General features: G+C 70.9%; 8 protein-coding genes. 4 read left to right on the forward strand and 4 right to left on the reverse strand.

Translation table 11 applies throughout. The features are described 5' to 3' along the window. Positions 1–403: 403 nt before the first annotated feature. From ACZ60B_RS13385 to ACZ60B_RS13400, 4 genes are all read left to right on the forward strand, one after another. Positions 404–1,747, forward strand: coding sequence for a nucleotide sugar dehydrogenase (locus tag ACZ60B_RS13385; protein WP_469386253.1), 1,344 nt, complete (start codon positions 404–406; stop codon positions 1,745–1,747). Then, positions 1,744–3,402 carry a glycosyltransferase family 2 protein gene (locus ACZ60B_RS13390; protein WP_469386255.1) on the forward strand — a complete coding sequence of 553 codons (1,659 nt, stop codon included), beginning with the start codon at positions 1,744–1,746 and terminating at the stop codon, positions 3,400–3,402. The genes ACZ60B_RS13385 and ACZ60B_RS13390 overlap by 4 nt, the downstream gene beginning before the upstream one ends. A 109-nt stretch (positions 3,403–3,511) precedes the next feature. Next, positions 3,512–5,191 (forward strand): polysaccharide deacetylase family protein, encoded by a 1,680-nt coding sequence (locus ACZ60B_RS13395; protein ID WP_469386257.1) that lies wholly within the window; start codon positions 3,512–3,514, stop codon positions 5,189–5,191. A gap of 65 nt (positions 5,192–5,256) precedes the next feature. Then, a complete protein-coding gene (locus tag ACZ60B_RS13400; RefSeq protein WP_469386259.1) occupies positions 5,257–6,189 on the forward strand; it encodes an ABC transporter substrate-binding protein in 933 nt (310 codons plus the stop codon). Between the two features lie 79 nt (positions 6,190–6,268). Here the strand turns inward: ACZ60B_RS13400 and exaC are convergent, their stop codons facing one another. The 4 genes from exaC to xylB form a co-directional block, all read right to left on the reverse strand. Beyond that, on the reverse strand, positions 6,269–7,792 hold the full coding sequence (exaC, locus tag ACZ60B_RS13405; protein ID WP_469386261.1) for an acetaldehyde dehydrogenase ExaC: 1,524 nt from the start codon (positions 7,790–7,792) through the stop codon (positions 6,269–6,271). 108 nt (positions 7,793–7,900) lie between these two features. After that, positions 7,901–9,169: a GAF domain-containing protein gene (locus ACZ60B_RS13410; protein WP_469386289.1), complete on the reverse strand. Its 1,269-nt coding sequence runs from the start codon at positions 9,167–9,169 to the stop codon at positions 7,901–7,903. Between the two features lie 188 nt (positions 9,170–9,357). Continuing rightward, positions 9,358–10,566 (reverse strand): ROK family protein, encoded by a 1,209-nt coding sequence (locus ACZ60B_RS13415; protein ID WP_469386263.1) that lies wholly within the window; start codon positions 10,564–10,566, stop codon positions 9,358–9,360. 29 nt (positions 10,567–10,595) lie between these two features. Then, positions 10,596–12,041 (reverse strand): xylulokinase, encoded by a 1,446-nt coding sequence (gene xylB, locus ACZ60B_RS13420; protein WP_469386265.1) that lies wholly within the window; start codon positions 12,039–12,041, stop codon positions 10,596–10,598. Positions 12,042–12,331: the final 290 nt, after the last annotated feature.

Raw genomic sequence — 12,331 nt, forward strand, 5'->3', positions numbered from 1 at the left:
GTGAGTCGATGATACTGAAACTATTGAGTTGTTTCATCGAGCGTCAATACTCCGGACGTAACGGAGGGGCTGGGTGGTGGGCGAGTGGGGTGGCTCACCTTTCCGTTCTCCGCCGGGCGGGAGAGTGGCTGCAATGTCACACCGGGCAGCGGGTGAAAGGGGACATTCCGGCGCTCTGGAACGAGGCAAAAGGCCTGGTGGGGCGCTGGGTAACAAGGACGTAAAAATACGCAATATCCGATTGCATCGCCTTGGGAATCTTTTGACCGAAACTTGGCTTCTTGGGATGGTTGTGAAGTCCAAGGTCATTGCCCGGCAGAGATCACGGCGATCTCTGCCGCGGCGATGTGTGCGCGCCGGACCGGTGCGCCTCCCCCGAAGTTCGAGTTGCGGAGCACCATCCATGTCGCTGAACACCCTGCCCGCCACCCAGGGACTGCACCTCGTCGGCGCGTTCGACACCGAGCCGGGCGAAGTCGCCGCGCACGATCCCGCAGTCGGGGCCGTGGCCGTCGTCGGCCTCGGATACGTCGGCCTGCCGACCGCGCTCGGCCTGCTGGCCGCCGGTACCGAGGTGATCGGCCTCGACGTGAGCGCCGAGCGGCTCGCCGACATCCGCAACGGCGAAGTCGACCTGCTGCCCAGCGACCTGGAGCGCCTCGAGCGCTTCAACGGTGATCCGCGCTTCACCCTCACCGACGACCCGGCGGCGCTCGCCGGCGCCCGGACCGTGCTGGTGTGCGTGCCGACCCCGGTGGACCGGCACCTCGCCCCCGACCTGCGGGCGCTGACCTCCGCGGCGGCGGCCGTGGTCGAGCACGCCGTCCCCGGCCAGCTGCTGATGCTGACCTCCACCACCTACGTCGGCACCACCCGTGACCTGCTCACCGAACCGCTGACCGAGCGCGGCTTCACCGTGGGCGAGGACATCTTCGTGGCCTTCTCGCCGGAGCGGATCGACCCCGGCAACGCCAAGCACACCCAGGACACCACCCCGCGCGTGGTCGGCGGCGTCGGCAAGGAGGCCATCGACCGGGCCGTGGCCGTGCTGTCGCGCACCGCCTCCTCGGTGTACGTGCTGCCCTCGCCCGAGGCGGCCGAGATGACCAAGCTGTGGGAGAACACCTTCCGCGCGGTCAACATCGCCCTGGCCAACGAGTTCGCCGACAACTGCCGTGTCCTGGGCCTGGACCCGATCCCGGTGATCGAGGCCGCCGCGACCAAGCCGTTCGGCTTCATGCCCTTCTACCCCGGCCCGGGCGTCGGCGGGCACTGCATCCCCTGCGACCCGCACTACCTGCTCTGGCAGCTCCGTGCCGAGCGCGTCACCTCGCCGCTGGTCGAGGCCGCGATGAACGGCATCGCCGGCCGCCCCCACCACGTGGTGCGCCGGGTGCGCGAGGCGCTGGGCGAGCGCGGCCGACCGCTGACCGGCGCCCGGATCCTGATCGTCGGCATGGCCTACAAGCCGGGCGTCGAGGACCTGCGGGAGTCGCCCGCGCTGGAGATCTTCGAGGAGCTCGTCCACGAGGGCGCCGAGGTCCGCTTCACCGACTCGATGGTGCGAGCCGCCCGGCTGGCCGGCGGGATCCAGGAGAGCCTGATCGCCCCGCAGGACCACGAGTGGGACCTGGTGCTGGTGCACACCGTGCACCCGAACGCCGACCTGGCCTGGCTGAGCGACCGCGACGACGTCCTGGACGCCACCTTCCGACTGGACGGAGTCGAGGGCAAGGAGACCCTGTGACCGACCGGCAGGTGCCGGAGGCCGCGGACGCGGCTCCCGACGTGCCCCGGGCAGCGATGCCCGGGGCACCGGGGGGCGGCATACCGGGGCAGGCGACTCCGGCCGAATCCCCTGACACGAACGCCGGACGGCAGGCGCAAGCGGCCTTCCGCAAGTTCCTCGCCTCGTGCGGGCTGATCCTGCCCAACCCGCACCCCAGGGCGACCGCACCGCTGCCGCCGGTCCGCTCGTCCGCCGTGTGGGGCCGACCGCCGGGCCGGGTGACCCGCTGGACCAACCGGCTCCAGACCGATGTGCGCTTCGCGGTGCGGCGCGTGCTGGCCATGTTCTGCCTGCTGCCGCTGGGGCTGATCCTGGCCCGAGAGTTCCCTATGATCCCGGATCGCCCGCTGGTCATCGGCTACGGCATCACGGTGCTGGTCGGCACCATCGCCATGTTGCAGATCGCGTACAGCCGCTATGACGACCCGGCGGAACGCACCCTGCGCAAACGCCCGAAGAACCTCGCCGACTTCCCACCGCTGCCGGCCGTACCGAAGGTGACGTTCCTGCTGGCGGTCAAGGACGAGGCCGAGTACATCGAACGGTGCGTCCGTTCGATGGTGGCCAGCGACTACCCGAACCTGGAGGTCCTCGTGATCGACGACCTCTCCGAGGACGGGACCCGGGAGATCCTGGAGGAGCTGGCGGAAGAACTCGACTTCACCCTGCTCAAGCTGGAGAAGAACCTCGGCAAGAAGCACGCCCTGGTCAGGGGAGCGGGCATCGCCGACGGCGACGTCCTGGCGTTCACCGACTCCGACTGCATCCTGGCACCCGACGCGCTGCGCCGCTGCGTACAGGCTCTGGTCGACCACCCCGAACTGGGCGCGGTCAGCGGTCACTGCCGGGCGCTCAACGTGGACGAGACGCTGTTCACCAGGGCTCAGGACGTCTGGTACGAGGGCCAGTTCCGGGTGGCCAAGGCCGCCGAGTCCACCTTCGGATCGGTCACCTGTGTCTCCGGTCCGCTGGCGGTCTTCCGCCGCGACGCGGTGTACAACTACTTCCCGGCCTGGGCCGGCGACCGCTTCCTGGGCGCCCCTTTCCGGTTCGCGACCGACCGTCAGCTCACCGGCTACGTGCTGGGCCAGCTCTGGGTGGGCCAGCGGCTGAAGAAGCAGTACGCCGACTCCCCGTTCGTCACCGCGCAGGACTATCCCGAGCGCAGATGGCGCATCGGCTACGTCCGGTCGGCCAAGGTGTGGACCAACGTGCCCGAGCACTTCCGGCCGTTCATGAAGCAGCAGATCCGCTGGAAGAAGAGCTTCATCCGCAACACCTGCTTCACCGGCACCTTCATGTGGCGGCGGGGGGTGGGCCCGGCGTGCCTGTACTACGGCCATGTGCTGTGGGTGCTGGCCGCGCCGTTCATGGCGGTACGTCACATGATCTGGGCCCCGATGCAGGGCGGGATCTTCGTGAGCGTGCTGTACCTGTGCGGCGTGGTGCTCAAGGGCAGCATCTGGGGCCTGGCATTCAAGATCGAGAACCCCGGTGACCCCCGCTGGCGCTACCGGCCGCTGATGAGTCTGCTGTCGGCGCTGCTGCTGTCCTGGCTGCTGCCGTACTCCCTCGCGACCATCCGTCGCGGCGTCTGGTCGAGGACTCGGTGATGAAGGAATTTCTTCAGCGCAGATCGGTCCGGGTGATCACTGATGTGGTGGCCGTCGCGGTGGTGAGCTGCATCTATCTGATCGTCCTGTCGCGAGGGAGCGTGCTTTCATGGTTCTGAAGCGCAAGCGGCGCCGGTCCGTCGAATTCGTCGTGCACGACCACGGCCACGGTCCGGAGCGCTGTTACCGCGTCGGCTACGCCGAGATCTCCGGCAACGACCGCAGCCGGGGCCGCGGTCACGGCTGGGGCCGGGGCGGCACCCAGTGGCCCGTCCGCATCCTGCTCGGGGCGCTCACCCTCTCCGTGGTGGTGGCGTCGGGCGCCGCGGGCATCGAGCGCTACCTCTACCTGAAGTACGTCGCCCCGCAGGCACCGCTGGTCCAGGCGAAGATCTCGTCCGCGGACATCCGGTCCTGGGAGGAGCAGGGCCGGGAACTGCCGTTCCGCGCTCCGCCGGTGGTCCTGGCCTTCCACGACGTCAACAAGGACAGCAAGAGCCCCTACGCGCTCACCCCGGAGGCGTTCGACGCCCAGCTCACCGCGCTGGAGAAGGCCGGTTACCGCACCCTGAGCGCGAAGCAGTTCAACCACTACATGAACGGTGGCGCGATACCGCGGCGTTCGGTGCTGATCACCTTCGACGACGGCACCGGCGGACTGTGGAAGTACGCCGACCGCATCCTGGCCAAGCACCGGATGCACGGCACGATCTTCTCGATCACCGGGTCGATGGACAAGCACCGCCCCTACTACCTGACCTGGCGCGAGATCGAGCGGATGTACAAGTCGGGCCGCTGGGACTTCCAGAGCCACACGCGCGCCATGCACGGCCGTGAGCCGATGGACGCCGTGGGGACCGAGGGCGCGGAGCTGGCGAACCGCCTCTGGCTGCCGGCAGAGCACCGGCGGGAGACCGAGGCCGAGTATCAGGCCCGGGTGCGCCACGACCTCCAGGGCTCCATCGACGACATCGTCAACCACGGTATGCCGGCCCCTCGGATGTTCGCCGTCCCCTTCTCCGCCGGGCCGAATCAGGAGAACATCGGCTCACAGGACATCCAGGAGCTGAAGGAACTGCAGGAGCAGCGACTGCTCAACGGGATCTTTCCCCTCGTCATGACGAACCGCTCCAGCATTCCGCTCACCGCCAGCCGGCGGGCGGCGGAGGCGGAAACCGTCCAGCGGGTCGAGGTCTTCTCCAAGACCACTCCCGACGAGATGCTGCGCAACATCGCAAGGATGGTCCAGGTCGCGCCCGATATGGACCGGCCGCTGTACGACGTGGAGAACTGGGCAGGACGCCAGACCAGCACCGGCTTCGACGTCTTCCTGGGCGAGCCCGCACCGCCGGGGGCGCCCCGGTACGCCAAGGCCGACTACCGGCCGAACAGCAGCGTGGACTGGACGGACTACCGAGCCACCGCGATCATCGGGCGGCTGGGCAACGGCACCAACCAGGCAGCCCTGGGCGTGCGGACCAACAGCGTGGAGCCGGTGACCGTGGTCGTCACCCAGAACCGGGCGGTCCTGCTGGTCGACGGTTACGAAGTGGCTTCGCGGGCGCTGGACAAGGCGTCCGAACACACCGTGACCATCGAGGTCCGGCGCCAGGGCACCGCGGTCATCATCGACGGCCACGTGAAGCTGAACCACACCTCGGACCGCGAGGCCGCCACTCTCACCGGCGGTATCACCATCCGTTCCGGTGTCAACCACGAAGGCGACCAGTGGCCGGCCTTCCAGGCGCTCACCATCTCGCCGCGTGACGCCGCCAAGTCCCCCGGCTGAGCCGACGGCCGTCCGCCATCGCGACACGCAATGACGCGAATCATCCGAACAGAGGGAAGAGTCCAGTGACCACACATGCCAGCCGCGGCTCCACCGTGACGAGGCGCCTTGCCGTGCTCGGGGCGATGGCGGCCGCCGGTGCTCTCGTCCTGACCGGTTGCGGCGGCGGGACCGAGAAGAGTGCCCCCAAGACCGATACGGAGCGGGAAGCGCTGCACGACATGCTGCCGGACTCGGTGAAGAAGTCCGGTGTCATCACGGTCGGCTCCGAGATGGCCTACCCGCCGATGGAGTTCGTCCAGAACGGCAAGCCGGCCGGACTCGACCCCGACCTGGCCGCCGCGCTGGGCAAGGAGCTGGGAGTGAAGTTCCAGTTCGACAACGGCACGTTCGACACCCTGCTCGGCGCCCAGCAGAGCAAGCGCTACGACGTCGTGATGTCCGCGCTGAACGACACCAGCGACCGCCAGGAGGGGATCGAGCCCGCCACCGGGATGAGGACCGGTGAGGGGGTCGACTTCGTCGACTACCTCGTCTCGGGCTCCTCGATCCTGGTGAAGAAGGGCAACCCGGACGGCATCCGGTCGCTGTCGAACCTGTGCGGCAAGAAGGTGGCCGCGCAGAGCGGCAGCACCACGTACGACCTGCTCCAGGGCCAGGCGTGCGACGATCCGATGAAGATCGAGGCGGTGGCCAGCTACGGCGAGGCGCAGGACCGTCTCAAGGCCGGCGACGTGGTCGCCGCCGTCGCCGACTTCCCGGTGTCCGCGTACGCGGCGAAGACCTCGGGCGGCGGCGCGGACTTCGAACTGGCCGGTGATCAGATCGAGCCGGGCCCCTACGGCATCGCGGTGCTGAAGTCGAACACCGAACTGCGGGACGCACTCAGGGCGGCGCTGAACGCCACCATCCAGAACGGCACCTACGAGAAGGTCCTGGACAAGTGGAACGTCACCGACGGTGCGATGAGCGAAGGCGCGATCAACGGCGGCTCGTGAGAGAGCCGTTGCCGCGCCGACCGGCCGGGAGCGGGGTCCCGGCCGGGGAGACCCGGTCGGGACCCCGCTCCCCGGGCCTCTAGAAGAAGCCCAGCTTCTTCGGCGAGTACGACACCAGCAGGTTCTTGGTCTGCTGGTAGTGCTCCAGCATCATCTTGTGGGTCTCCCGGCCGATCCCGGACTGCTTGTAGCCGCCGAAGGCCGCGTGCGCGGGGTAGGCGTGGTAGCAGTTCGTCCACACGCGGCCCGCCTGGATCGCCCGGCCCGCGCGGTACGCCGTGTTGATGTCGCGCGTCCACACACCGGCCCCGAGACCGTACAACGTGTCGTTGGCGATCTTGATGGCGTCGTCGAAGTCGTCGAACGAGGCCACCGACACCACCGGACCGAAGATCTCCTCCTGGAAGATCCGCATCCGGTTGTCGCCCTCGAAGATCGTCGGGCGGACGTAGTAGCCCCCCTTCAGATCACCGTCGTAGTCGGCGCGTTCGCCGCCGGTGAGGACCTTGGCGCCCTCCTGCCGACCGATGTCGATGTACGACAGGATCTTGGTGAGCTGCTCGTTGGACGCCTGGGCGCCGATCATCGTGTCCGTGTCCAGCGGGTGACCGGGCTTGATCGACTCGGTGCGGGCGACGGCCGCCTCCAGGAAGTCGCCGTAGTTGCCGCGCTGGATCAGCCCACGGGACGGGCAGGTGCACACCTCGCCCTGGTTCAGCGCGAACATGGTGAAGCCTTCGAGCGCCTTGTCCCGCAGGTCGTCGTCCTTGTCCCACACGTCGTCGAAGAAGATGTTGGGCGACTTGCCGCCGAGCTCCAGGGTGACCGGCTTGAGGTTCTCCGAGGCGTACTGCATGATCAACCGCCCCGTCGAGGTCTCCCCCGTGAAGGCGATCTTCGCCACGCGCGGACTCGACGCGAGCGGCTTGCCCGCCTCCTCGCCGAAGCCGTTGACGATGTTCACCACACCCGGCGGCAGCAGGTCGGCGACGAGACTCATCCAGTAGTGGATGGAGACCGGGGTCTGCTCCGCGGGCTTGAGGACGACCGCGTTGCCCGCCGCGAGGGCGGGAGCGAGCTTCCAGGTGGCCATCAGGATGGGGAAGTTCCACGGGATGATCTGCGCGACCACGCCGAGCGGCTCGTGGAAGTGGTACGCCACCGTGTCGTCGTCGACCTCGCTCAGCGCCCCCTCCTGGGCGCGGATCGCGCCCGCGAAGTACCGGAAGTGGTCGATGGCCAGCGGGATGTCCGCCGCCAGCGTCTCCCGGACCGGCTTGCCGTTCTCCCAGCTCTCGGCGACCGCGAGCCGCTCCAGGTTCGCCTCCATCCGGTCGGCGATCTTGAGCAGGACGTCGGAGCGCTCCGTCGCCGACAGCCGGCCCCAGCCCGGCGCCGCCGCGTGCGCCGCGTCGAGCGCCCGCTCCACGTCCTCCGCCGTGCCCCGCGCGACCTCGGTGAACGGCTCACCGTTCACCGGGCTCGGGTTGTCGAAGTACTGTCCTCGGGCCGGCGGCACGTACGCGCCGCCGATGAAGTGGTCGTAGCGCGACTGGTAGGAGACGATCGCGCCTTCGGTGCCTGGCGCCGCGTAACGAGTCATGCCGGTCGGCCTCCTTCAGTTGCACTGCCCGCCGTTGGGCAGCTTTCGGCGCGAGGCTAGGGGCGCGGACGTTGCGACCACGTTGCGTCCTTGTCGTGCGGCCCGTGTTCAGCGCCCCGACGGCCGTGCGGGCGCCGCCAGTTCGGCCTCCAACGCGGACAGCCGCGCCCGTACCGCCGCCGTCGGACGCACCGCGGCGAGTGCCCGCCAGACGTCGAGGTCCTCCTCGCCCCACGACGCGTGGGCCCAGTCCGCCAGCAGATCGGGATCGCGGCGGGCGATCAGCGCCGCCCGCAGGCCGTCGGCCAGGCGCCGTCGCAACCGCACCACCGCCGGGGCCGTCGAGCCGGGCAGCAGCGGTCCGGTGTACGCCGCCGCTGCGGCCGTGACCGCACCGGTCTCCAGCCGTCTTTCGACGGCGTCGACATCGGACTCCACCGGGACGGTCAGCCGGTACGGGCGCGAGGCCAGCAGCCCGGGGCCCAGGAAGCCGCGCAGCCTGGCCAGTTCGGCGCGCAACGTCACCGGGGTGACCGACTCGCTCTCGTACAGCGCGCACAGCAGCTCGTCGCCGGTCAGTCCCTCCGGGTGCCGGGCCAGCAGCACCAGGATCTCGCTGTGCCTGCGGCTGAGCCGCACCTTGCGGCCGCCGGCGAACAGCCGTGCCTCGTCGTGCCCCAGCGCGGTCAGTTCGGCCGTGTCCTCGGTCGGCTGATCGGCGGTGAGCAGCGCCAGCTGGGACTCGGCGGCGCGCGCGACGGCCTGGACGAACCCGAGGCTGTGCGGATGCGCGAGCCCGTCCCCGCCGGTGATGTCCACGGCACCGAGCAGCCGCCCCGTGCGCGGATCGTGCACCGGGGCCGCCGCGCAGGTCCAGGGCTGCGCCCCGCGGCTGAAGTGCTCGGCGGAGAAGACCTGCACCGGCCGGTCCACGGCGACGGCCGTGCCCGGCGCGTTCGTCCCGACCGCCGTCTCCGCCCATCTGGCACCCGGTACGAAGTTCATCCGTCCGGCCTGCCGCCGCGTCTCCGGGTGACCCTCGACCCACAGCAGCCTTCCCTGCGCGTCGCACACCGCCAGCAGATGGCTGCCGTCGGCGGCGAACGTGCCCATCAGCTCGCGGAACAGCGGCATCACCCGGGCCAGCGGGTGCTCGGCACGGTAGGCGCCGAGTTCACCGTCCATGAGCTCCACGCTCGCGGTGCCGTCGGGCCCGACCCCGGCCCGCGCCGAACGGCGCCAGGAGTCCGCCACCACCGCACGCACCGGCCGCCCCACCGTGCCCGCCTCGGTGAACGTGTCGTGCGCGCGGCGCAGCAGCTCCGCGCGTACGACGGGGTCGGCCCCCGGTTCCAGGGCAACCCAGGGATCGGTCAACTCGGCCTCCCGGAAGGCGATGCGGTTCGGTCGGTGCATCTCGGGCCATGCGGTTCACGCAGGGCGGCTGAGGACATCGTCACTCCGGGTGTGCGCGCCGACAACCGTTTCGACGTGGGCGACCCGCGGGACGCCGGTCGGTCGGGCGAAGTCGACGAGCCCGATGTGCTCAGCCGGGGGACCGGGGCTCAGCCCCGCTCCGCCACCGCCGCCGGATCGTCCAGCACCGTCCGCACCACCGAGTGCGCCGCCCCCAGCAGCGGCCCTTCGGGACCCAGGCGCGAGACGGACACGGCACAGGCCGGCCCGGCCGTCCGCCGTGCCAACTCCTCCTGCAGGGACGGCAGGAGCCAGGGCGCGAGACCGGCCAGCGCGCCTCCGAGCACGACGCTCTCGGGGTCGAGGAGGTTGACCGCTCCGGTCAGCGCGACGCCGAACGCCGTTCCCGCGTCGCGCAGCGCCCGTCGTACGGCCTCGTCGCCCGCCGCCGCCCGTCCGGCGAGCAGCCCGACCCGGTCCTCGCCCGGCTCCAGACCGGCCGCGCGCAGTACCGCTTCCTCACCGGCGTACTGCTCCAGACATCCGCGCCCGCCGCACGCGCACCCGGGCCCGTCCGGCTGGACCGGAACATGTCCCAGTTCGCCCGCGAACCCCCGGGTCCCGCGCAGCAGCCGCCCGTCCACCACGACCGCCGCGCCGATGCCGATCTCGGCCGACACATGAAGGAAGTCGCGCGGGGTGCCCTCGCCGAGCCACAACTCGGCCAGACCGCCGAAGTTGGCCTCGTTGTCCACGGTCAGCGGCAGCTCGGCGGGCAGCAGCGCCCCGAGGTCGAGGTCGTGCCAGCCCAGGTTCGGAGCGCGTACGACGGTCCGGGCGTCGGGTGCGACCAGACCGGGCACGGCTATGGCCAGTCCGGCCGGCCACAGGCCCTCACCTTCCGCGTCGGCGACGACGAGGCGCAGCAGCGAGGTCAGTTCCTCGAGCACCGGCCCGGGCGCGCGGCCGCGGTTCGTGCCGTGCCGCACCGCCCGCGCCCGCACTTCCCCGCGCAGGTCCACCGCGCAGACCGCGAGATGGTCGACCCCCACCTCCGCGCCGATCCCGGCGGGTCCGCGCCCGCTGACGGCGAGGGCGGACCCCGGCCGGCCCACTCGGCCCGGCCGCTCCGGGCCCAGCTCCTCCAGCAGCCCGGAGCGGATGAGTTCGTCGACGAGGGTCGACACCGCCGCCCGGGTCAGTCCGATGCGCGAGGCGACCGAGGCACGGGAGAGCGGGCCCTCGGCGCCCACGGTGTGCATCACCCGGGCGAGATTGCGCCGGCGCATGCCCTGCTGGGTGTCGGGCAGGGCCCGACCGGGGCCGGTCGGGTGTCCCTCGTGCAGCGGTACGGTCATCCTCGCGGTCAGTCCTCGTTCGTCGTCCTTCAGCGGGCGTTCGGCTCTCGTTCCAGCAGCGTGGCCGCGTCGGAGAGTACCCCGGAGATCCTTTCCAGCGTCTCCTGGTCCCGCTCCACCGCTTCCAGCACCGGCCCCTGCGCGGTGTTCCAGCGCCGGGCGACCGCCGCCGGGTCCTCGCCGGTCAGCAGGCCGGCGGCCTGGGCCGCGGCACCGAGCGCGACCAGTTCCTTGGCCTCGGGGATCTGGACCGGCCGCCCGGAGAGCCTGCGTACGGTCTGCTGCCACGCCCTGCCCCGGGCGCCGCCGCCGATCAGCAACAGCGGCGCGCTGCGGTCCGCGTCCTCGTCGAGCACCAGGTCGAGCGCGCCCAGCAGCGAGTGGACGGCGCCGTCGTAGGCGGCCTGGAGGAGCTGGCCGGCGGTCGTGTCGTGCCGCAGACCGTGCAGGAGCCCCGACGCGTGGGGCAGGTTCGGGGTGCGTTCGCCGTCCAGGTAGGGCAGGAGGGTGACCCCGGTGGTGGGCTCCACCGCCTCGCGGTCGAGACCCAGCAGCGCGGCGAGGCGGTCGACGGCGAGCGTGCAGTTCAGCGTGCAGGCCAGCGGCAGCCAGTCGCCGTGGGCGTCGGCGAAGCCCGCCACCGTCCCGGTCGGGTCGGCCGGGCGCTGCTTCGACACCGCGTAGACGGTGCCCGAGGTGCCCAGACTCAGCACCGGGGTGCCCGGTCGCAGTCCCAGCCCCAGCGCCGCGGCGGCGTTGTCGCCGGTGCCGGGGGCGACCAGGGTGCCCTTGGAGAAGGGCAGGTCGTGGCTGTCGCGGACGGTCCCGGCCACCTCGCCCGGCCGGACCACCCGGGGCAGCAGCGCGGCGTCGAGCCCGACGTGGGCGAGGACCTCCTCGTCGTACGCCTCGGTCCGCGACGACCACCAGCCGGTGCCGGAGGCGTCACCGCGGTCGGTCGTGCCCTGACCGGTCAGGCGCTCGGTGAGGTAGTCGTGGGGGAGGCGCACGGCCTTGGTGGCGCGGACCGCCTCCGGCTCGTGCTCGGCCAGCCAGGCCCACTTGGTCACGGTGAACGACGCGCCGGGCACGCTTCCCGTGCGGTCCGCCCACTCCTTCGGTCCGCCGAGTTCCTCGACGAGCCGGCGTGCCTGCGGCGCCGAGCGGACGTCGTTCCACAGCAGTGCCGGGCGTACGGGCTCGCCCTGGGCGTCCAGGGTGACGAGCCCGTGCTGCTGCCCGCCGATCGACACCGCGGCGGCCTCGCGGGCGGCGTCGCCGCACTGGCGCAGGGCCCGGTGCAGCGCGTCCCACCACTGACGCGGATCACTCTCGCGGCCCGCTCCGGAGGAGACGGTGTGCGGCGCCTGGCCGCTCGCGACGACCTCTCCGGTGGCCGCGTCGACGACGAGCACCTTGGTCGACTGGGTGGACGTGTCCACGCCGACGACGAGCGGACCCTCGGCTGCTGACATCGGGCTCTCCCTGCTTTTTTCCGCGGCTCTGCGGGGTCTGACCTGCTGTTTTCCTGAAATCCGGGGGTCTGGAGACCTGGATCTCACCCTTCGGGGACGTCGTGTCCCTTCCCAGGGATGTGCTGGCATACTAATTTGTAAACGGCCATGACGAAATAGTTCAGCTAGCAAGGAGCCGCCGTATGAGCTACCAGCCCACTCCCGAGGACAGGTTCACCTTCGGCCTGTGGACCGTCGGCTGGCAGGGGAGGGACCCGTTCGGTGACGCGACCCGGCGGGCCCTGGACCCG

Source organism: Streptomyces sp. NPDC104096 (assembly GCF_055584385.1).